Raw genomic sequence first — 22,027 nt, 5'->3', positions numbered from 1 at the left:
CTCAACAATCCTGACATCTTGGTTGCGGCTGCCGAGTACGCAAGGAGAACGCGAGCGAGGTAGCCATGTCCCGACAGCGCCCTTTAGCTAGCCCGCTGTCGGGAGAAGTGCTCGCGTATCTGGAGGCTCGCGGGTACCCGATTCCGACGATTGTTCCTCGTGTGCGGACTCCGGAGCCTCGGAATGTGAAGGGCGCCGTGTTCAGTTTTGATGCTGTGGATCGGCGGATCGCGGCTTTGCGGCACTTGAAGCATACGAAAGGTAAGTGGGCTGGCCGGCCGTTGGAGCCGAACGCGGTGCAGGTGGCTTTCATCATTGCCCCGGTGTTTGGCTGGTTGCGGCCTGATGATGACGGGAATCTTGTCCGGATCATCCGTGACGTGTATGTGGAGATGCCCCGCAAGGGCGGCAAGGCGCTCGCGCTCGACACGGAGATCTTGACTCCGGGCGGCTGGTCCACGATGGGCGAGTTGATGCCAGGGGATCATGTGTTCGGCGCGGACGGCCGACCAACGCGGGTGACACACACCAGTGAAGTGTTCACTGGCCGCGATTGCTATCGGGTGACGACGACTGATGGTCGGACTGTCGTTGCTGATGCTGAGCATCTATGGACCGTCAAGGATCGACAGCATAAAGCGAGCCGGGGTGGTGAGCGCTGGCTGACGCTCACCACGCAAGAGCTTGTTGATCGGGGCGTCACGCGCGGTGTGGCACGGCCGGAGTACCGGTGGTCGCTTCCACGGCAGCATGCGCTGGTGACGGGTGAGGCTAGCCTCCCAGTTGATCCGTACCGGCTCGGCGTCTGGCTTGGCGATGGCACAACGGCGAGTGGCGCAATTTCGGTCGGCTTCGACGACATTGATGCCATGAGTGAACTGTTGGGCGGCGAGGTGTCGGCGCGCCGGCACCGGACGTGCTGGACTGTCACTGTTCCGGGCTTACGAACTTCGCTACGGGTGGCGGGATTGCTCGGGAACAAACACATTCCGAGTGAGTACATGACGGCATCGTTCGAGCAGCGGTTGGCGCTGCTGCAGGGCCTGATGGACACAGATGGAACCATCGACGCGGACCGGGGCAAGGCGTCCTTCTCGGGAGTCAACGAGGATCTAGTCCGGAGTGTGGCGACGCTGGCGCGAACGCTGGGTTTCCGTTCCACCGTGAGCAGCGGGCCGGCTGTCATTGACGGACGCCAGGTCGGTACCCACTACCGGGCATGCTTCCATGTTGCCGAAGGTGACCCGCCTGTTTTTCGACTGACACGGAAGATGGAACGGTGCGGTCGCCCGTCCATGAAGGGCAACCGGTTCGTAGTCAGTATCAAATCGATTGAGCCGGTCGATTCGGTCCCGACTCGGTGTATCAAGGTCGACCGCGAAGACGGGCTGTTCCTCGCCGGCCGCGAACTGATGGTCACGCACAACACGAGTCTGGTGTCTGGCTTGGCGATGATTATGGGCTTCGCTGATGGTGAGGCTGGGTCTGAGGTGCTGCTGGGTGCGGCATCGAAGGATCAGGCGGGGGCGGCGTTCTTCCCGCTGGCGCAGGTTGCGCGTGGTTCGAAGGTGCTGGCGGATGCGGGTGTTCGCGCTTTGCAGGGCAAGATTGTGCGCGACGCGGATGGGTCTGTCGTGAAAGCCGTGTCGTCTCGCGGTGACTTGGCCCATGGCGCGAACGTGCACTGCGGCCTGATTGACGAGCTGCACGTTCACAAGTCACCTGACCTGCTGGAGGCGATCGAGTCCGGTACGGGTGCGAGGTCGCAGCCGTTGGTGTTCATCATCACCACTGCTGATGACGGTCAGACCACTAGCGTTTATGCGCAGCGCCGCGACATGGTTGAGAAGGTCGCGAAGCGGACTATTAAGGCCCCTGCGATGTATGGGGTGGTGTTCGCCGCCGATGATGACGATGATCCGTTTGCGGAGTCGACGTGGATCAAGGCGAACCCGTTGTATCCGGTTACGCCGTCTAAGTCGTCGTTGGAGTCGGCTGCGGCTAAGGCTCAGTCATCGAGTGCTGGCAAGGCGTCGTTCATGCGGCTGCATTGCGGGATTCGTGCCCGTTTGGATGCTGCGTTCATCGACTTGGCGAAGTGGGACGCGAATCGCGGCATTGTTGACGAGAAGGAGCTTGCCGGCCGGCGGGCGATCGGCGGCCTGGACTTGGCGTCGGTGTCTGATGTGACGGCGTTGGCTTGGCTGTTCCCGGACGACAGTGGCGGATATGACGCGCTGTGGCGGTTCTGGATTCCTGAGGCGTCGCTGGATGCGTTGGATGGCCGCACTGCCCGTACCGCGTCGTCTTGGGTTGCTGACGGTTGGTTGACGCTCACGCCGGGTGATGTGACGGACTACAACTTCATCCGGACCCAGATCAACACCGACATGGATGTGTTCGATGTGGAGGGTTTGGGCGCTGACCCGTGGAACGCGACTCAGCTGCTGAATGATCTGCAAGAGGACGGCGCCCCGGTCGAAACAGTCCGCCAGGGTGTGCAGAGCCTGTCCGCGCCGATGAAGGAACTGGATCGGCTGATCCGGGCTGGCACGTCGAGGCGGCCACTGTTCCGGCACGGGGGTAACCCGGTGGCGCGGTGGATGGCTGACAATCTGCGCGCCCAGGTGGACAGTAACGGGAATGTGAAGCCGGACAAGGCGAAATCAATGGACAAGATCGACGGCATGTCGGCGGCGATTACGGCGTTGCATGTGGTGCTCGCTTCGGAGCAGGCGAGGTCGGCGTACGACAATCATGACGACCTGATCGTCTTCTGAGCCGGGAGGGGCGCATATGGGCTGGTTTCAGCGTGTCTTCGGCGGGGAGATTGATTCGTACGACCCTGCGCAGCGGGTGTTGCCGGAGCCGTACAACCCGTACATGGGTGTGGCCGTGGCGGACCCTGGGACGCCGTTGCTGCCGGCGTTGGAGATGCATGCTGCCGAGGCGTTCTGGGCTTCACAGCCAAACTTGCGGAAGGTGGTCGGGTACATCGCCCGGAATGTGTCCACGATCCCCCTGCACATGTATGAGCGGGTGTCGGACACTGACCGACGGCGGGTGCATGATGATCCGGTCGCGGTCGCGCTGCGGTCCCCGCAGAAGCGTCTGTCGCCGTCCCGGTTCTGGGAGGCGATCATTGCTGACGGTTGCCTGTATGACAGGTGGGCGTTTCTGGTCGTCCCGGGCACGGATGGCCGCGCCACTGACTTTGTGCACGTCCCGGCGTGGCGGTTGAAGTTCAAGACTGACGAGTTGGGCCGCGTCACAGAGGTCGCCTACTGGGTGGGCGACAAGAACCTGGACGAGTCATTGCAGTGGAAGATCATCCCGCTGGAGGCGGTGGTGTTCGACCACGGTTACGCGCCGCGCACTGCCGGGTTGTCGCCTGTGTACACATTGCGTGACGTGCTGGATGAGGCGTCGGAGGCGGTGAAGTGGCGCAGGCAGGTGTGGGACAACGGAACCCGCGCACCCGGTTATCTGACTGGTGGGGACAAGATGATGAAGGACCCCGACAAGATCGAACGTCTGCGGAACCAGTTGGCCGCATCGCATGGACGTGACGGGAACCGTTCCGGCGGGTTGCCGTATCTGGGCGATCTGCAGATTCACGAGACGAAGATCTTTAGCCCGCAGGAGTTGCAGGACATTCAGGGTCGCCAGTTGACGGGTGTGGAGGTTGCAACTGCGTTCCACATTGCGCCGGAGTTGATCGGTGCACGTGAGGGCACGTACAGCAACGTGCAGGCGTTCCGGCAGATGGCTTATCGGGACAACCTGGGCCCTTACATCAAGAACTTGGAGGATGCGTTGAATGCGCAGCTTCTGCCGCCGGACAGTGACCGGTACATCGAAGCGAACGTGGATGTGAAGTTGCGGGGATCGTTCGAGGAACAGGCGAAGGTCAAGCAGGCAGCTGTAGGTGGCCCGTGGCTGACCCGGAACGAGGCTCGGGCGATGGAGAACCGCCCCCCGATTGAAGGTGGAGACGAGTTGATCACGCCTCTGAACGTGGTCGAGGGCGGCCAGGCGAACCCGCAAGACAGCGGAACCCAGAACGAACAGTGAGGGACTGATGGATACCAAGAACTATGCCGTCGAGGTGAAGGCGGTCGGAGAAGCAGACGGCCTTTCCGATGGCGAGTTTGAGGCGATCGTCGCCGCGTGGAACGTCGATTCGTACGGCGATCGGATCGTGAAGGGCGCTTTCGCTGAGGACATCACGAGTTGGTCGGGCGATTCTCCCATGCCGATCGTGTGGTCCCATCGTTGGGATGACCCGTTCGCGCACATCGGCCGCGTGTTGGCCGTTGAGGAACGCGACGACGGATTGTGGATTCGCGGTGTGATCGAAGACATTGCCGAGAACAAGACCGCGGCGCAAGTGCACCGGCTGTTGAAGGGCCGCCGTATCCGCCAGTTTTCGTTCGCGTTCGACGTGCTGGAGTCTGCTGAGCAGAAACAGGACGGTGAGACCATCAACGAGCTGCGGAAGTTGAAGGTGTACGAAGTCGGCCCGTGCCTGGTCGGTGTGAACCAGGAGACTGCACTGTTGTCCGCGAAGGCGGCGCACATGGCAAAGGCGGCGAGGGTGCTGTCGGACGCCGACTATGACGAGTTGGTCGCCGCCCGGGACTCGTTGTCCGCGGCGATCGGTGCGGCTGCCGGGGACGACGAGTCGGATGACTCCCCCACTGAGGAAGCTCACGACGGTGGGCACACGCAGAAGACTTCCGGCCTGTCTGGGCCGGCAGAGACCGATGAGGCAAGCCAGCCCGCCGAACTTGAAGCCAGCGCGTCCCCCACAGGCGAGGCGTCCGCGATCAAGTCCGGCATGGGGTCCGCGATGGCTCAGGCGGTCGTCACCATCAACACGCTCGAAAGGAGCGCATCATGAGCGTTACTGCTCAACTTGATCAGCTGAAAGCTGATATGCAGTCCCTCGTGGATGGGGCGAAGGCTGAGGGCCGAGACCTCACCCCGCAGGAGGCTGACACCGTTCAGGAGAAGGCTACCGAGTACAACACCATCCTCGACAACTGGGAGAAGCACACCAAGGCCACCGCCCTGGTCTCCGAGCTCGCTGGTGTTCCTTCTGTGAAGGCGGACGTGCCGGCGGATGAGAAGTCCGGGTCGCTGGGTGACCGGTTCATCAAGTCCGAAGGCTACAAGTCGTTCGTTCAGTCCGGTTCCACCACTGGCGCGATCAACATTGAGGCGAAGGGCATCGGCGGCCTGGGGGATCTGGGCATCGGCCGGAAGGCGACCCTGACCACCGATCTTGGCCAGGCCACGTCGAACCCGGCCGTGATCCCGGGATACCGGACGGACCTACTCGATGAGCCGTTCACGTTCCTCGATCTGGTCACGACCGGCCGCACCAACACCTCGTACATGAAGTACAGCCGGATCGTGTCCGAGACCGACAACGCCGCCATCGTCCCTGAGGGCCAGTTGAAGCCCCTGTCGGACCTGGCGACCGATGCCGGTGAGGCCAAGTCGTACGTGTACGCCGATGGTTTCGACGTGACGAACCAGACCCTGTTGAACGACGGTGCCCTTGCCGCGTACATGCAGACCCGGATCGTCCAGCACGTCCGGAACAAGGTTGAGGACGTGCTGCTGAACGGTGACGCCACCGCCGGCATCGAGGGCATCCTCACCACCACTGGTGTTCAGCAGCAGGCGTTCGACACCGACGTGATCACCACCATCGCTGGTGCGCTGGCGAAGATCGAGACCGTGCAGGCTGCCCCGCAGGCTCTGGTGATGAATCCGGCCGATGCGTGGAAGCTGGCTCTGCTCAAGGAGGCCGGTGTCGGGTATCTGCTCGGGAACCCTCTGGCTCAGTCGCTGAACCCGACCCCGTTCGGTGTGCGTCTGGTCAAGTCGAACCGGATCGCGGCCGGCACTGCCTTGGTCGGCAACTTCGGCTCGGTGCAACTGCTGGAGCAGACCCCGCTGTCGGTGCTGGCTTTCAATCAGCACAAGGACTACGCACAGCGGAACATGGCGTACGTGCGTGCAGAGTTGACCGCGATGCAGGTGTTCTACAGCCCGCGTGAAGTCGCGGTCGTGGAACTCACTGCCTGATCGGAGGCTGTCATGGCTGACCACAAGATGGTCGTGATCAACGGTGTGCGTTACCGACCGGAACACGCGCCGAAGCCGAAGAAGGAATCGAACGATCAGCCGGTGGAGCACCGCAAGCGGTCTCCGCGGCAGTCCAACAAGGAAGGCTGATCATGGCTGAGTTGCCCGAACTGGCCCCTGGGGTTGATCCCAGTGTGGAGGCCGCGATCCGCGCCTACTGCGGATGGCACATCGCCCCCGAAATCACTGAGACGATCGTCTTGGACGGTTCGGGCAACTCAGTCCTATCACTGCCAACACTGCGGGTTGTTTCTGTTGGCGAGGTTGTCAACGACGGGCGGGAAGTGCTGAACCCGGAATGGTCATCTGCGGGGTTCATCCGCGGCTGTTGGACGAACAAGCTGCGCGGGGTTTCGGTGACATTCACTCACGGGTATTCCGAATGCCCCGCGGGGATTGCCCGTTTGGCGGCGGTACTGACGGAGCTCGACAAGGTGCCTGCTGGTGCGCAATCCCAGGCTGCTGGCCCGATCAATGTCAGCTACGGTTCGCCACTTGCCGTGAATCTTGGGTCGCATGACCTGATGGAACGGGTGTTGGGTGCGTATGTGCTTCCCGTGAGGCCCTGATGGATTTCGTGTTCGGTGAGACCGTCACTATCCGCCGCGCCGCTCAGCCCACAGATCCGGACAACCCGAACCGGACTGTTCTGGACTGGGCCAACGCCACAGACATTCCGGTCGAGGGTTGTGCGGTGTGGCTGTCCGGCACCGACGACCTGTCTGATGCCGAACACAGCAAGGGAACGTTCGACTACACGATCATCATGCCGACCGGCACTGATGTGACCCAGCTCGACAGGCTTGTCGTTCGGGGTGTGGAGATGATCGTCGCGGCGCGCCCGTTCCCGTGGCGGTCACCATTCACCGGATGGGCCCCCGGTATTGAGGTGCGGGCGAACACCCGGCTGCCGCACAACTTCGTGGTCGACATTCACACCGGGCCGAGAGAACGACGCACCAACGAGCTCGGCGAGTTCGTGTACATGAATGGGCCGGTGTTCCGGCCGGGTGTGCCGGTGTCGATCACCGCTGTCGGTGTCGGTCGGGGAACTGTGACCGCCGGCGGTCAGGACGTGACGCTGCGGTCTTACACGGTCCGCATGGCCGGCGATGTGACCGGTGTCGAAACGTCCATGTTCCTCGTCGTTACCGGCGCCGTTGGGATGGGCGATCCGGACATGGTCGGCCGGGTGCTCGAGGTGTTGAACCTGGGCGACGGTAACCCGAATTGGGCGATGGAGCGCGAACTGATCTGTCACGTCGTCTTGGACTAGGAGGCGGTATGGCACGTCAGGACGGGCTTCGGCGTTTGGCCGAGGCGCTGCGGAAAGACCCTGAACGGCTCGGCGCTGATGTTGCTGTCGCTGTCCGGTCGGCCGGGGATGGCTTGCGAGACGGCGCCCGCCGCCTTGCGCCGCGCGACAGTGGACGGCTGGCCAGGTCGATCGAGTCGACGGTGACGGTGACCCGGGACAGTGTGACCGTCGAGGTCGGCCCCACCGCGTTCTACGGTGCGATGGTCGAAGCGGGCACTGCACGGTCGGCGCCGCACCCGTTTCTGGAGCCGGCGTCGGTGCCAGTGGAGAAGGCGTTGGACCGGGCGTTGCAGCGGGCTGTGGACAGGATTCTGCGGTGACCGCCCAGGCGGTGAGCACGGGTGTGCTCGGGCTGTTGGAGCCGACGCCGTTGCTGATCTTCGACGGCACCCCGCCGGCCACGACTCCGACGCGTGTGTATGCGTGCGTGTACGGCGACACCGGCCTTGCGACACCGGTCACCTACGAGCAGTTGTCGCGGCGGGTGTCGTTCGCGGTGCGGGTGGTTGTTGCTGCTGTTGATGCTGCCGGGGTGCGGTTCGGTGTTGATCATGTGCGCGCCGCGTTGACGGACCGGTCCCCGGTCGTGTCGGGCGGCGCTGGCCGTTTGCGTGAGGTTTCGTCCGGCCCGCTGTTGTGGGACGGGCCGGAGGGTGATCGGCGGGCGTCGATGACTCTCACCTATCGAGTAACGATCCCAAGGAGCTACCCATCATGACTGAGTTTGTGCGTGTGTCCGACAAGACGACCGGGCACCACTACTCCACCACCAAGCAGATCGCTGAACGGTCCGACCATCTGACTGTTCTTCCCGATCACCCGGCGGTGAACAACCACGGCGAGCTGCTGCCGCCGAAGTTCAAGACCACCCCGAACAAGTCGGGGAAGGCCGAGACGCCCAAGTCGGAGCCGAAGGACACACCGACCCCAACGAAGAAGGACTGACCATGACCCTCACCACGATTCCCGAAGGCTTCTCCGCTGCCGGCAATGGGTCGGTGTTCGCTGCACCGGCCGTCGCTGATCATTCCAAGCCGTCGGTTGCCGAGTTCGCGCCGCCGACCGGGTTCAACCTGTCGTGCGACCTGATGAACTGGTCGTACAGCATCGAACGTTCCACCGTGACCCAGACCCGGTACTGCCTGGCGCAGACCATCCAGGGCGCCGGACGGAAGGAACCGTCGGCCAACCCGATCACCGTCGTGTACAACCCGCAGGATCCCGACGACGAAAACTACGTCGCCTACCGGAACCTGAAGGAAGGCACTAAGTGGGTGCTGTTCGACCGTCGCGGCCTGGACTCGCGGAAGTCGCTCGCCGCGGCTGAGGTTGGTGACCTGATCCCCGTCGAGGTGATCCTCGTGACCCGTGAGGAGATCGACGACACCGAGGGTGCGCTGATCCGGTCGACCATCTCGTTCCGGGTGACCGGCGAGATCAAGCAGGACGTTGCACTCGTCGCCTGATCCCTTCTACTCCTGGCCCCGCGCATCCCGAGACGTGCGCGGGGCCAGGTCTGTCTCGGCGTCTCGGGAGTCTCGAAAGGAAACGCATGTCTGAGTTCTTGAAGCTGGTGAAGTCGGGCGAGTTCTCGCCCACCTACCGGCACCTGTTGTGCATGGCTGATGATCGGCTGCTCAGCGAGCGTGCCGAACTGGACGCGGAGCGGCAGCAGAAGATCGCTGATGGGGAGAAGAAGGTGCTCCGGTACGGCGGCCAGTCCGTGGTCGACACGAAAGACCTGGACGATCGGATCGACCAGCTGGATGTGCAGATCGCGGATGCCACGTTCGAGGCGGTGTTCCGCGCTCTGGACGCCGCCCGCTACGACAAGATCGTCGAGGACTTCGGCGGCCGGGAACGCACCCTGCCCGACGATGCCGATGATGCGGTGGTCAAGAAGGCCCGCGCTGAGGACTACGAGGCTGTCGGTCTGGAGTTGGCGAAGCAGTCGTATGTCGAGTTGTTGAAGTACGGCGAGGACACCGGCACCAGCAGAAACGACTGGGCCGAGGCACTCGATCACCTGTCGCCGGCGGACAAGCAGGCCATCGTGTCTGAGATGTGGCCGCTACACCTGCGGCGTGATGATGCCCCAAAAGCCGTGAAGCGATACGCAACAGCCCGGAAGTCCGGCGGCGCCTAGAAATCGCGGACAGGTACGGCATCTCTCCGCTGTACCTGCTCGGGCAAACACCGAAGACGACCACCACCTACCGGTATGACGGCGAGGGCCGGATGGTCGAGTCCGTTGCGGAAACCGAAACGATGTGGACCCCGCAGGCGATCTTGCTGATGGATGAGTGGAACAACTACAAGGCCGAGGTTCACCTGTGCGGCCACCACCTGTCCGAGACGCTGCACCGGGTTGACGGTAAGGGCCAGAAGTGGGGCGGCGTGTTCGACGTGTGCGACGCGTGCGCTGCGGTTGAGGTGGAGCAGCAGAAGTGGGCTGAGAAGGACGAGAAGGCCCGCAAGAACAAGCAGTATCCGACACCCGGGGCGCGGGTATGGCGGGCGATGACGTATGAGCAGATCCGCGAACTGAACGAACGGCAGATAGCGGAGTTGCGCGCTGCCGGTGTTGATCTTTCCAAGAGAGGGCGGTGACCTGTGGCTGACAAGTCGATCGCGATCCGGTTCTCTGCTGACACCGGCAGCTACACGTCGCAGATGGAGAAGGCTGCCCGGGCGACTGAGCGGGCCGCGAAGGATCTGGAGAAGGCGCAGGACCGGCAGGAGGCTGCGACCAAGCGGGTTGAGGCTGCTGAGAAGTCGTTGGCTGGGGCGCGGGCGCAGTCGAATGTGCGCGCCACACAGGTCAAGGCCGCCGAAGACAAGCTCGCGCAGGCGAAGGACAGTGTTCGGGCGGCGGCGGAGAAGGTTGGTGCCGCCGAGCTCAGTCTGAATCAGACCCGCGCCAAGGGTGAGGCGTCGGCCAGAGAGGTTCTGGCGGCGGAGAAGAACCTCGCCACCGCGAAGGACGGTTTGGTCAAGGCGTCGGCCGATCAGGTCAACGCGGAGAACAAGCTCGGCACCACCCGGGCACAGGCCGAGCAAACCACTGTCCGGTTGGAGCGGGCCGAGAAGAATCTTGCGGATGCGGCTGGGAAGCAGTCGAAGGCGCAGACGGATCTGGCGTCGGCGTCGGTGCGTGCCGCTGGTGATGTGGACAAGCTCGGCACCGCTGTTCAGGGCGCGGAGAAGTCCGCACTGTCCGCCGCCACCGGGTTGAACAAGGCCGGCAGTTCGATGTCGGGGTTCGGGAAGAACCTGGACAAGACGCTGCGCAGTATCGATGACCAGTCGGCGTCGATTGACCGGTTGTCGAACGCTGCCGGCGGGTTGGGGTTGGCGTTGGCGGTGCCGGTCGGGTTGGCGGTGAAGACGGTCGCCGAGTTCGATCAGCAGATGTCGGCTGTTGCGGCTACCGGTTCGGATGCGCGGGCGAGTTTGGATGGGTTGCGTGAGGCTGCGATCGAGGCTGGCGCGGACACCGCCTACTCGGCCAAAGAGGCCGCGCAGGGCATGGAGGAACTCCTCAAAGCAGGTGTTTCTGCCCAAGATGTGATGGGCGGCGGACTGTCCGGTGCCCTGTCGTTGGCCGCGGCCGGCCAGTTGGAGGTCGGTGAGGCCGCGGAGATTGCTGCTACGGCGATGACGCAGTTCAACCTGTCCGGTCGGGACGTTCCGCACATCGCGGACCTGTTGGCTGCCGGCGCCGGTAAGGCGCAGGGCGAGGTTGCCGACCTGGGTAATGCGCTCACCTATGCGGGTAAGCCGGCTGCCGATCTGGGTGTTTCGATTGAGGAAACGTCGGGCACGTTGGCGTTGTTCGCTAAGAACGGCCTCATTGGCGAGCAGGCCGGAACGAGTTTCCGGTCGATGTTGATGTCGATGACCGCTCCGTCTACGGCGGCGGAGAAGGCGATGGACGCCTACGGCATTTCGGTGTTCAACGCCCAGGGCAAGTTCATCGGCATGTCTGGTGTTGCGGACGTGCTGCAAGAGAAGCTGTCTGGGCTGACGGATGCTGAACGGCAGGCCGCGCTGGGCCGCATCTTCGGGAATGAGGCCATTCAGGCTTCGCTGGTGTTGATGCGTTCTGGCGCTGAGGGCGTGCAGGAGATGACTGACGCCGTGAATGATGCCGGGTATGCGGCGATCACTGCGGCGGAGAAGCAGAACAACCTGGCCGGTGACATCGAGAAGCTCGGCGGGTCGATCGACACCGTGTTCTTGAAGTCCGGGTCTGGCGCGAACGATGTGCTGCGGAGTTTGGCCCAGTCCGCGGAGGGCGCTGTCGACTGGATCGGCACCTTGGATTCGAGTGTGTTGTCGACCGGCCTGTCGGTTGCTGCTCTCGGTTCGGGCGCTCTGCTCGCCGTCGGCGGTCTCGGCAAGCTGGCTGTCGGCGGCGCGGAACTGTACACGTCATGGAAGGACCTGTCCTCGGAGGGGAATGTTCTCGCCGGTCGGATGGGGAAGGTCACAAAGGCCGCTGCTGCCGGGGCGCTCGGTTTGGGCGCGTACAGCATGGCCGTGACCGCGCTGCTGGACGGGTTCCGCGACGACTCCATCGTGGACGGCATGGACTCCATCGTTGCGTCGATGGTCAAGATCTCCAACGTCGGCCCGGACGCCGGCAACGCTCTGGATGACCTTTTCAAGCAGGGCAAGCCGGGTGAAGAAGCACGCGCCATCGCGGGCGGCGTGGATGATCTGGATTCGGCGTTGCGGCGCGCGTTCCGGCCGGTCGCTGCCGAGCAGATCGCGAACGTCGGTGAAGAGTTCGTCACCTTGTTCGGCACGCTTGGCGACACGAACCTGGACCGGGTCAATGAGCAGTTGGACCGGATCGATGACGGCCTGTCGACGTTGGCTGCGTCCGATCCGGAGGCTGCGGGCCGGGTGTTCACCGAGATTGCTCGGCAGGCGAACGAGCTCGGTATCAGTGTTGAGGAAGTCGCGGGTCGGCTCCCGGCTTACCGTGCCCAGTTGGAGCAGGTCGCGGACACGCTCGGCCAGACGGTGTCTGAGGACGAGTATGTGCGTTGGATGGGCGGCGAGGTTCCGGAGTCGATCCGTGTTGCGGGCGCGGCGTCGACTGAGCTGACGGCTGATCAGTCCGCGCTGGCCGGGCAGATGGAGGACACGACCGAAGCAGCGCAGGCGCAGCGTGAAGAGTTCGAGAAGTCCTACACCGGCGCGCTCGCCATGTCGGACGCCATCAGTTCCTACGAGCAGGCGCTTGCCGACGCGTCCGAAACGATCAAGACGAACGGTGAGAACACCAGCCAGTCCACGATCGCGGGCCGGGAGAACATCGGCGCGCTGAACGATCAGGCCCGGGAGGCGCACGGCCTGGCTGAGGCGATGGCCGAAGCCGGCGAGGGCCAGGACGCGGTCCGGGCGAAGATGGAAGCGGCCCGTGAAGAGTTCATCAAGAACGCGGAGGCTGCCGGGTTCAACTCGGATGAGGCTGAGCGTCTCGCTGATTCGTATGGGCTGATCCCGTCCGATATTGCTACGTCGTTGTCGTTGACTGGTGATCAGGCGGCGAAGGACAAGATCAACAGTGTGCTCGACGCAGCACGGGAGAAGATCGTCACCACGGTTGAGGCGAACACCGCTGAGGCGCAGCGGAAGGTTGAGGACTACCACCGGGTCGCCGACGCGCTGAACAAGGTCGTCAAGACGAAGGCGACCGCTGAGACCGGCGAGGCTCAGCAGGCTACGCAGTCGCTGATGGATCAGTATCAGCAGCTCCCGGAGGAAGAGAAGACCGAAATCATCGCCCGCGCCAACGACGCGGACCTGACGATCAGCGAGTACCTCGAGAAGCTGAAAGGCATCCCGGCCGACCAGCCAACCGACATCGTCCTGCGCGGTGTGCCGGAGGCCAAGGAATCGGTGTGGGACTGGGTGAAGAACCTGTTCGGCGCCCGGGACAGTACCCAGACTGCGGCTACGGACATGACGAACGCGCTCACCGGGTCGCTGAACACGACCTCGAGCGCGTTCGCCACGAAGGGTGACCAGATCGGGTCGTCGTGGGCCGGTGACATGCGGTACGTCCGCGATCAGACCGACGACAAGATGACCTCGGCGCGGAACATCAACCGAGACCGTCTTGAGTCGATGTCGGGCAAGTTCGACTCGTCGGGTCGCGGTATCCGGAACTCGTGGTGGGACGATATGAAGTCGGTAGCGGACACCACCTGGTCTCGTACCGAATCGGCCCGCAACGCTGTCCGGGATCGCATGGACCAGATGTCCGACAAGACGGACAAGTCTGGCCGGTCGATGCGGAACTCGTGGTCGGACGACCTCAAGTCGATGCAGGACCGGACGTGGGATCGTACCGCGTCGGCCCGTAACGCTGTCCGCGACCGTATGAATCAGATGTCGGACAAAACTGACTCTGCCGGCCGGTCGATGCGGCAGGGTTGGTCGTCCGATCTGGCCGATATGAGGGACAACACCTCCGGTTATGCGCGGGACATGGAGGACCGGATCGGCGACATGGCGAGTCGGGTCGTCCGTTCGGCCAGGGGCATTCGGGGTGCGATGCGTGCTGTTGGCGGAACCTACAACAACATCGCCGAGGTCGCGAACACCCGCAAGATCAGTATCAGTAAGGCGTCCGGCGGCGGAATCAAGCTCCCCGGATTCTCCCCCGGTGTCGACGACTACCACTTCTACGATCCCGTCAGGAACATCGAACTGAACCTGGGTGGCGGCGAGTTCATCAACCGCCCCGAGGTCGCGGCTGTGCTCGGTCACGACCTGGACCGGCTGAACGCTGCCGCACGGCAGGGCGGTATTGCCGGGGTGAAGAAGGCGCTCGGCGGTTTGGGTTCGTTCACGCAGCGCAACTACGCGACAGGCGGACAGTTCAACCTTGGGACGGAGTCACATTCGTTCGCCCGTGGCGGGCTGGTGTCATTCAAGGGCAAGACGTTCACTGCCCGGTTCGCGCAGGTCTTGGCGATGGCCGAACGCATCGCCGGCACGAACATGCACATCTCGCAAGGCGGGTTCCGGCCAGCGACCTCGTACTCGGGATCGTCCCATGCGGGGGATGCGGTCGACATCACCCGCTCGAACTTCCCGCCGCTGATCAACGCTCTGCGTTCGTTGGGTGTTGCTGCGTGGCTGCGTAACCCCTCGCAGGGCAACTGGCCGTACCACATTCACGGCATCCCCGGCCCCTCGGCTGGCCGCCCGGGCGGTTCTGGTGTGTCGCAGTGGGCGTCGTATGTGAATGGCGGCAACGGTCTCGGCGGCCGGGATGACTGGAACTATCGCGGCCCGAAGGGTGGCGGCAACTTCAACTTCGACAACCTGCCCAGCGTGGGCGACATCGGCAAACTCATGGAGTGGTCGATGAACGGTGTCCGCAAGGAGTTCGACGGCGACATTGCGAAGATCAAAGACCTGCCCGACGACAACCTGTTCGACCGTGCCGGGAAGAAGCTGGCCGAGTCGCTGATCGACGGGCTGATCGACCGGGCAGAGGACGGGCTGAAGGAAGTGATGCCCGGGTTCGCTGCCGGTGGGCGCGTGTGGGGTGCTGGCACGTCCACCTCGGATTCGATCATGGCGAAACTGTCCCGCGGGGAATGGGTGATGCCGACACAATCTGTCGACTACTACGGCGCGCCGGTGATGGAGGCGTTGCAGCTGCGGAAGATCGATCGGCAGGCCATCGCTGAGATCGCGATGCCGCATATGCGGGATGGCGGGATCGTGGAGGGAAGGTATATCCGCGACACCTCGTACATGCGTCCGCAGGTGACGGTCGTGACGCAGGAACCTGCGCCCCGCCCGCCAGCCAACGTCACGATCAACCAGATCAACCCTGTCCAGGAGAAGGATTCGACGCAGCTCAACCGGGCCGCGAACAAGCTCACCACGTTGGGACAGACACTGTGACCGGCTACACGATCCGCGTCGGTTCGGTGACGCTGGTAGACGACAACGACGCGTGCCACGTCAACACGATCACCGGTTTCTCCGGTGTGCCGCGGCGCCGACCGTTGGGTTCGCCGCTGGGCATGTTCGAGCCGATGGAAGGCACGGTCACGTTGACTGTGACCGGCGACGCCCCGGCCGCACCAGGTGTGCCGACAGCAGCGGACCTGCATGTTCAGCTTGAACACAACGTGGCGTACGTGCTGGCTGAGTTGTCGCGGGCGACGGTGCAACTGTCCCGTTCCCATCCGGGCGCTGACACACGCACCCGTTCGGTGAGGCTGTCTGACCCGATCGTGATGGCGGAAGAGTTCGGGTCCCCGATCGGGGCGGTTGTCATTATCCCGGGCAGTGACCCTGGCGGGTTCTGGGTCGGACCTTCGCTGCCGGGGACTTCCCGTTCGATCGGGCAGACGCTCCCGGGCCGTGACACCGAGTACGTATCCCGGGGCGCGCTCGCCCCGAACCTCACCGGCGAGATCGTCATCGTCGGGCCGGTGTCGAACCCGGAAGTGGTGTGGGGCGACGGCTACCTGTGGTACTCGGGAGCGGTCGCTGCCGGTGATGTGTTGCGCATCAACGCCGGAACCCGTCAGGTGTCGCTGAATGGTGCGCCGGTGCCCCCGTCGAGTCTGCGGCAGGTGTCCAACTCGGCGCCGCCAGGGCAACTGTTCGTCCATGATCCGGCGCGTCCACTGACGGTGCGGTCCCGTGACGGCGGTAGTTCCGGCACATGGCAACTCAATGGAAGGTACCGGTACTTCTGATGCGTCTTCGTCTGGTTCTCTACCGGGGCAACACCGAGGTGACGGTGCTCGATGATGCGATCATCGAGCGGTTCGCCGACCCGCTGAACGACCCGTCGACGGTTGCCTTCTCGCTTCCACGGTGGCGCGACGGCGAGCCGAACTCGTACCCGCGATTGTCCAGCCCTGACGTCATCACCGACGGCTACGACGTGGCCGTGCAGGTCGCCACTCCCGGAAAGGGGTGGCGGGAGGTTCGGAACGGGCGCTTGCGGGTGTTGGTTGAGGGCACCCCAGGTCGGGCCGAAGGTGACATGTGGACGTTCTCCGGGATCAACGCCGTGTGGTGGGACATGGGCGGCTGTGTCCTTGCCGATCGGAACCTGAACGAGAACAACGAGCGGGAGTTCCGCAACGCCACCCCGGGCACATACCTGCAGACATTCCTCACCGAGGCGCAGGACGAGGGATGCGGCACGCTGATCACCGAAACCTTCTCCACGTCAGGAGACACCGAGGGTGTGGTGTGGCCGCAGACGATCACATTCGCGGTGCCGCTCACGATGACCATGCAGGAGATGATCAAGACTCTGTCTGATCAGGGGTTGGTGGATTGGTGGACCGAGGGCAACGAGCTGGTCACCGCCACTCCGGGGCGTGGCCGGCGACTCGACGACACGGTGCACCTCAAGCTGGGGCGGGAGATCACCGACACGCCTGGTGCGAGCGACGCGACAGGGGTGGTCAACCATGTTCGGGTGATCGGTGAGAACGGGTTGCGAGCGTGGCATTCGCAGGGCGACGGTGGCCCCCGGGGTAAACGGGCGGTCGTGATGAATCAGTCCGGGGTGACCGACGCCGGCGCCGCGCTGGTGCTGGCGACGCACTTTCTGGCGAAGTCGCAGGTGCGGCGGCAGCAGTACACCCGGGAGTTGAGGTTCGACTTCACCGACGATCCGGCGATGGGTGCGGCGGCGTTCTTCCCGTACGAGGACTACCTCACAGGCGACTGGGTGACAGCGCCTGGCCGTGATGGCGTGGACGAGGCGATGCGGGTCTACCAGATACTGCTGTCGTCGTCGCCGGACGGCATGTCTGGGAATCTGCAGCTGAACGATCGGATCCTGGACGCCGACGTTCGGCGGGACCGGAAGCTCGCGGCACTGTCCCGCGGAACGTCAGGTGGCACTGGGACGTCTCCGTCCCCGACAACCCCGAAGGCGAACGCTCCCGGCAAGGTGCAGGGCATCACCACCGACTCCGACCCGTACATGATTTCGGGCGGGGAGTGGCGGATCGCTACCCGCATCATGTGGTTGGAGCCGTCGAAGGCCACGTCGTCGATCACTTACGACATGGAGTACATGCAGGTCAACCGGTGGTGGTATTACCCGGTGTCCGGGATTGTCGGCACGGACTATTCGGTGTCGAATCTGTTGCCGGAGACCGAGTACCAGGTCCGGGTGCGGGGCGTGAACCCTGCCTCCGATGGTGGGCTGGCTGGCGAGTGGTCGGACTGGGCGTACTTCATGACCGTCCGGGACGAGGTGCCGCCGGAGAAGCCGACTGTGCCGCAGTTGTCGTCCGACCTTGGCACGGTGAAGGTGATGTGGGACGAGAAGCTGGTCGACCCGAACGGCGGGGTGACGGCGCCGCCTCCCGACTTTCTGTACGTGTCGGTGGAGGCCGATGTTGCCGGGGCTGGCTGGGAAGAGGTTGACCAGATCACCGTCGGGTCGCCGTTCACCGTGATCGCGCCTCTCGATCCTGGCACGGTCCTGCAGGTGCGGCTGGTGGCCGTGGATACGTCTGGTAACCGGTCAGAGTATTCCGTGTTGGCGTCGATCACGGTCCGGGGGGTGTTGGATGATCCGGACACGAAGGCGATTTTGGATCAGGCGCAGGCTGACATCGACGAGGCGCAGACAGCGCTGGACGCCCTGAATCAGCAGCTGGCCGATCTCGACATTGCCGAGCTGGCCGCGCTGTCCGAGCGTCTCGACCAGCTGAACGCCGACATCGCGCAGCTCGAGGCGGCTCTCGCGGAGTTGGACGCCGAGAAGATCGCTGAGCTGACCTCCGACCTTGAGCAGCTGCAGACCGACCTCGCGGACCTCGACACGCAGCTGCAGGGTCTCAACGCGGACAACCTGCCGGGTCTCGCGGCGAAGTTCACTCAGCGGGACAATGCCATCGCTGCGGCGAACACGCAGATCAACACGCTCAACAACACGACGATCCCGAACCTGAACACGGCACTGAACAACCTCGACGCGGAGTTGGCTCAGGCGCAGACCGACCTGAACGGTGCGATTGACGCGGCCGAGCAGGCGGCGAAGGACTACGCAGATGTGGTGTCGGTGAACAATGCCGGGAACAAGGTCACTCGTTCCGCGAACCCCGCCCCGAGCGACTACTCGGGTAAGCCGGGTGACTTCTGGATGCAAGTCGACTCCTCGGGCGGAATCATCGCTCAGTGGGGCTGGTCGGGTAGCGTGTGGTACGGCACACCGATCACCGACTCTGTGATCGCCAATCTTGACGCGGGCAAGATCACCTCGGGGATCATCGAGGCCAACCGCATCGGCGCCAACACGATCACGACCGAGAAGTTGGTGATCGGCTTCGGCGGCAACCTCGTCGCGGACCCTGCGTTCCAGTACGACGACATCACGGCGAACCGCGTGTTCCCGGCGGGGTCGCCTACCACGATCTTCGAGGAGACCACTGGTAAGCGACGCCTGCAGTTGTCGCAGAACGATCAGCGCATCTACGCCGGGGGTGTCCGCATGTTCGCCGGACACATTCCGGTGAAGCCGGGACAGGCGTACCGGTTCGAGTGGGCGAGCAATCACGGCGGCGAGGCCGGATCACAGTTGGTCATTGATGATCGTGGACTGTATGGGACAGGGCCGACGCGGTTCTTCACGCTAGCCTCCCGCTCCGGCGGCGGTGCGCAGGCTCAGTCGGTTGAATGGGTAGTCCCCGAAGGTGTCTACAGCATCGGCCCACGGTGGTGCCAGGTCGGTGAAGGCTGGGTCCAGTTCTGGGACATGGCTATGTATGAGATCGGCACCACGACCACCATCATGGACGGTGCGATCACCACTGACAAGATCGTCGCCAACGCTATTGTCGGCTCGAAGATTGCCGCTGACACTCTGACTGCTCGGGAGATTGCGGCGAACGCGATCACCGCATCAGAACTGGCAGCCAACTCGGTCACGGCGAACGCTGTCGCAGCCAACGCGATCACGGCGGGGAAGATCAACGCCGACGCGGTGACGGCGCGCGAACTGGCAGCCAACTCGGTGACCGCTTCGCAGATCGCCGCGAACGCGGTGACGGCCAACGCAATTGCTGCGAACGCGATCACCACGGCGAAGATCTCGGCAGGCGCGGTCGTGGCGAACTCGATTGCCACCGACGCGGTGACTGCGATCAAGATTGCTGCCAACGCGGTGACCACGGCGAAGATCATGGCCGGGGCGGTGACCGCGAATGAGATTGCCGCCAGCACGATCACTGGCGAGAAGATCGCCGCCCGATCCATCGCCGCCGAGAAGCTGATCATTGGTGACGCTACCAACCTTCTCTCTGATGGCTTCTTCAGTAACAGTGGAGCTGGCTGGACCTCAGCAGGGGCAACCCCTCCGGGGACGGTCATGTATCAGGTTGCACCTCAGCCGAGTGGGGCGAACGGTGTGGTCCTGTCCCTCACAGACTTGGCAACCAATGGCGGGTACCTGTTCAATCAGGCGTTCCCATTCGCTGGTGCGACCCGAACCCAGATGGAGCCGGGTAGACAGTTCCGATTCACGGTGACCATGCGGCGACTGTCGGGGGCCGCAGTTTCTGGCGGCGAGATCCGGTTCGGCATCGGAGGGCATGGTCCCGGACTAGGCAACGCATGGATTACCGCCGTAGGGGTACAGGTTGCGTCGGTCGGGACCGCGTGGACCACCTACACAGGTACGGCTACATTCCCCGACAGCCGTAACGAGATGTCGGCGTACATCAACGTCCCAGCAAACTCCGCGAATAAGGGAACCCTGCAGATCGCGTCTGTGATCATGACGCCCATGAGCGGGGCGACCTTGATCGAGGATGGTGCGATCCTCACGGACAAGCTGGGCGCGAACGCAGTCACCGCAGTGAAGATCGCCGCCGGGGCAGTCACCGCATCCAAGCTGACTGTCGGGTTCTCCGAGAACCTGGTCGATGATGCAGGTAACTACGACACTGACATCGTCGCTGCGCGAAATAGTGTCGGGGGTTGGGTAGTCAACGGACGTACGTGGGAAGCGACGAACAACCACTCAATGATCAACAACGTGGGTAATCTACCGCTCACAATCAACCCAGTGTCGGTTTCTGCCGGTGCTGAGTACGTACTCCGTGTGACCATCGCGAGGGCGAGCGGCGACGGTGAGGTTGTTCCTCAGCTCCTGTTCGTTGACAGCAACGGAGACCAAGTGTCTGCCGTAGCTGCGGCTGTGACCAACGCCGGGTCTGATCGCGTGCTCACACTGACGATTCCAAGATCATCGTCGGGCACTGGCAGATTCTACGTGTCGACCAATTCTGCAGGCGCCTACGTTGGACGGTTCTCGAAGGCCACGCTCCGCGCCCGGGTCGACGCGACGGTGATCGAGGACGGAGCGATCACCACCGATAAGCTGACTGCTAACGCGGTCACAGCGGACAAGGTGTCGGCCGGAGCTATCACCGGTGCGAAGATCAGCGGCGACGCCATCGACGGCATGGTGATCACCGGCGCCACCCTGCGAACAAGAACCGCTACGGCGGGCTCGGTGCGGATGAACAGCAACGGCATTCAGGCGTGGAATGCCTCGGGCGCGCAGGTGGTCAACATCGGCACCAACGGGACCGCGTACATCGGCACCTCGGGCAACCGGATGCAGTTCGCAGACGGGAACCTGACTGTCGAGGGAACGATCCGCACATCGCCCAGCGTTCCGCGAGTCGAACTGAACAACGCGCTTTGGGCTGACGGGTTGACCGGCATCCGATTCTACACACGATCCGAATCGGGCAATCGAGGTCACGGCGAGGTGTGGTCCGACACCGATGGTCAGGTACTGATGGTGTCGGGCCGATCTGCCAACGGCAACATGCGTCGAGGCACAGTGCGTGTTCGCTACGACGAGGCTGCACTGTACTCGATCGGGACGAACAACTACGTGGCTGCCGAAGTCAAGACGCGAGCCAACGGCGACATCGCGATGGCGTGCAACGAGCTGTTCTTCTCCGGCATCCCCGCCCGAGGAGGAGGCTCCGGCGCACTTCGTCTGCAGGGCGACTGGTCAATCACCTACGACACCTCGATGCGCCAGTTCAAGGAGAACATCGTCGACCTGCCCATCGAGGCAGAGGGCGTACTCAAGCTGCGACCGCGACTGTTCGACTGGAAGGAAGGCGGGCAGTCCGACGTTGGTGTGATCGTCGAGGAGGTCGAGGAGCTGATCGAGGAGCATCCTGAATTGGCTCCGCTGATCACTCATGGTCCCGAAGGATCGGACGTCCGAGGGTTCGCCTACGACCACCTCGCAGTCCTCCTAGTCCCCATCATTCGCCGAATGGCCGAACGCATCACCCGACTCGAAACACTCCTGGAGGAATCGTGAACCCGCAAGCCGTCGTCGACCACCTGGCCGAACAGATCCGACACCTGTCAGTCGAACTCGCAATCGTGAAAGCCGAACGGGACGAGCTCCGCAACGCGGCCACCACACCTGAACCCGCCCAGGGCAACCAGTAACCACCCCCGCACTCCCCCAGCCCACACAGCACCACGGGCCGGACC

At 63.6% G+C, this 22,027-nt stretch carries 17 protein-coding genes; all 17 read left to right on the top strand.

Annotated elements, in window-relative coordinates; translation table 11 throughout:
- Positions 1–185 precede the first annotated feature (185 nt).
- The 17 genes from CLV29_RS12565 to CLV29_RS16240 all read left to right on the top strand — a co-directional run bounded on the left by CLV29_RS12565 (position 186) and on the right by CLV29_RS16240 (position 21,982).
- Positions 186–2,780, top strand: coding sequence for a terminase TerL endonuclease subunit (locus tag CLV29_RS12565; protein ID WP_166649263.1), 2,595 nt, complete (start codon positions 186–188; stop codon positions 2,778–2,780).
- A 16-nt stretch (positions 2,781–2,796) separates the two neighbouring features.
- A complete protein-coding gene (locus tag CLV29_RS12560; protein ID WP_133755421.1) occupies positions 2,797–4,074 on the top strand; it encodes a phage portal protein in 1,278 nt (425 codons plus the stop codon).
- A gap of 7 nt (positions 4,075–4,081) precedes the next feature.
- On the top strand, positions 4,082–4,903 hold the full coding sequence (locus tag CLV29_RS12555; RefSeq protein ID WP_133755420.1) for an HK97 family phage prohead protease: 822 nt from the start codon (positions 4,082–4,084) through the stop codon (positions 4,901–4,903).
- Positions 4,900–6,099: a phage major capsid protein gene (locus CLV29_RS12550; protein ID WP_133755419.1), complete on the top strand. Its 1,200-nt coding sequence runs from the start codon at positions 4,900–4,902 to the stop codon at positions 6,097–6,099. Before CLV29_RS12555 ends, CLV29_RS12550 begins: the two co-directional genes overlap by 4 nt.
- Before the next feature lie 12 nt (positions 6,100–6,111).
- Positions 6,112–6,249: a hypothetical protein gene (locus tag CLV29_RS16245; protein WP_166649262.1), complete on the top strand. Its 138-nt coding sequence runs from the start codon at positions 6,112–6,114 to the stop codon at positions 6,247–6,249.
- 2 nt (positions 6,250–6,251) lie between these two features.
- The gene (locus CLV29_RS12545) at positions 6,252–6,728 is read left to right on the top strand and encodes a hypothetical protein (protein WP_133755418.1); all 477 of its coding nucleotides are present in this window, start codon (positions 6,252–6,254) and stop codon (positions 6,726–6,728) included.
- Complete coding sequence (locus CLV29_RS12540; RefSeq protein ID WP_133755417.1) at positions 6,728–7,435, top strand: DUF6093 family protein; 708 nt, start codon at positions 6,728–6,730, stop codon at positions 7,433–7,435. Before CLV29_RS12545 ends, CLV29_RS12540 begins: the two co-directional genes overlap by 1 nt.
- An 8-nt stretch (positions 7,436–7,443) precedes the next feature.
- Complete coding sequence (locus CLV29_RS12535; RefSeq protein ID WP_133755416.1) at positions 7,444–7,797, top strand: HK97-gp10 family putative phage morphogenesis protein; 354 nt, start codon at positions 7,444–7,446, stop codon at positions 7,795–7,797.
- The gene (locus CLV29_RS12530) at positions 7,794–8,195 is read left to right on the top strand and encodes a hypothetical protein (RefSeq protein ID WP_133755415.1); all 402 of its coding nucleotides are present in this window, start codon (positions 7,794–7,796) and stop codon (positions 8,193–8,195) included. Before CLV29_RS12535 ends, CLV29_RS12530 begins: the two co-directional genes overlap by 4 nt.
- Complete coding sequence (locus CLV29_RS12525; RefSeq protein WP_133755414.1) at positions 8,192–8,422, top strand: hypothetical protein; 231 nt, start codon at positions 8,192–8,194, stop codon at positions 8,420–8,422. The genes CLV29_RS12530 and CLV29_RS12525 overlap by 4 nt, the downstream gene beginning before the upstream one ends.
- A gap of 2 nt (positions 8,423–8,424) precedes the next feature.
- Positions 8,425–8,943 (top strand): phage tail tube protein, encoded by a 519-nt coding sequence (locus tag CLV29_RS12520; protein WP_133755413.1) that lies wholly within the window; start codon positions 8,425–8,427, stop codon positions 8,941–8,943.
- Positions 8,944–9,029: 86 nt separating this feature from the next.
- A complete protein-coding gene (locus tag CLV29_RS12515; protein WP_133755412.1) occupies positions 9,030–9,623 on the top strand; it encodes a hypothetical protein in 594 nt (197 codons plus the stop codon).
- Positions 9,624–9,715: 92 nt separating this feature from the next.
- Positions 9,716–10,087 carry a hypothetical protein gene (locus tag CLV29_RS12510; protein WP_133755411.1) on the top strand — a complete coding sequence of 124 codons (372 nt, stop codon included), beginning with the start codon at positions 9,716–9,718 and terminating at the stop codon, positions 10,085–10,087.
- A gap of 3 nt (positions 10,088–10,090) precedes the next feature.
- Positions 10,091–15,415 (top strand): phage tail tape measure protein, encoded by a 5,325-nt coding sequence (locus CLV29_RS12505; RefSeq protein WP_133755410.1) that lies wholly within the window; start codon positions 10,091–10,093, stop codon positions 15,413–15,415.
- Positions 15,412–16,221, top strand: a complete 810-nt coding sequence (locus CLV29_RS12500; protein ID WP_133755409.1) for a hypothetical protein — start codon at positions 15,412–15,414, stop codon at positions 16,219–16,221. The genes CLV29_RS12505 and CLV29_RS12500 overlap by 4 nt, the downstream gene beginning before the upstream one ends.
- Positions 16,188–21,848, top strand: a complete 5,661-nt coding sequence (locus CLV29_RS12495) for a tail fiber domain-containing protein (RefSeq protein WP_133755408.1) — start codon at positions 16,188–16,190, stop codon at positions 21,846–21,848. Before CLV29_RS12500 ends, CLV29_RS12495 begins: the two co-directional genes overlap by 34 nt.
- Complete coding sequence (locus CLV29_RS16240) at positions 21,845–21,982, top strand: hypothetical protein (RefSeq protein ID WP_166649261.1); 138 nt, start codon at positions 21,845–21,847, stop codon at positions 21,980–21,982. The genes CLV29_RS12495 and CLV29_RS16240 overlap by 4 nt, the downstream gene beginning before the upstream one ends.
- Positions 21,983–22,027: the final 45 nt, after the last annotated feature.

Source organism: Naumannella halotolerans, from assembly GCF_004364645.1.
GTDB classification, from domain to species: domain Bacteria; phylum Actinomycetota; class Actinomycetes; order Propionibacteriales; family Propionibacteriaceae; genus Naumannella; species Naumannella halotolerans.
The sequence above is the reverse complement of the archived record's forward strand: the minus strand, read 5'-3'. Positions and strand labels throughout refer to the sequence as shown.